Here is a 480-nt window from a genome sequence, read left to right as displayed (position 1 = left end):
ATGGCCAGGTAATCGCCGTGCATTCGCAACACCGGGAAGCCGAGAATGCACCCCGCTAATGCCGCCGCGATAGCCGCCAGTGGCAGCACCGACCAGAACCCCAGCCCGAGGTATTGATAACCCAGCGCCAAGCCATAGGCACCGATGGCGTAGAACGCCACGTAACCCAGGTCGAGCAGACCGGCCAGGCCCACCACGATGTTGAGGCCCAGGCCCAGCAATACGTAGATCAGCCCGAGGATCACTACGGTCAGCAGGTACTTGTTGGCGAAAATCGGGAACACGATGGCAATCACGATCAGCGCCGGGATGATCCAGCGCAGCCGCGACTTGTAGTCCGGCGCCAGCACGTGCACGCCGGAACCACTGGTCTCGAAGCCCTGCAGAATCTTCAGGCCCTTGGAGGTTTGCAGGAACAGGCTCATGGCGAAGCGGCCGACCATCACAATGGCGACCAGCAAGCCCACGCGGGCCGGTTCC

Annotated in this window: 1 protein-coding gene; it reads right to left on the bottom strand. The window is 62.5% G+C overall.

Going from position 1 to position 480, the window contains the following annotated elements; translation table 11 throughout:
• Positions 1-480, bottom strand: a 480-nt coding sequence (locus tag SB765_RS28015; RefSeq protein WP_410932273.1) for an ABC transporter permease subunit, incomplete at both ends; no start/stop codon positions are given.

This window comes from Pseudomonas sp. SIMBA_067 (assembly GCF_046534675.1).
GTDB lineage: Bacteria > Pseudomonadota > Gammaproteobacteria > Pseudomonadales > Pseudomonadaceae > Aquipseudomonas > Aquipseudomonas putida.
Note: the sequence above shows the minus strand (reverse complement) of the source record. Positions and strands in the feature narration are given on the sequence as shown.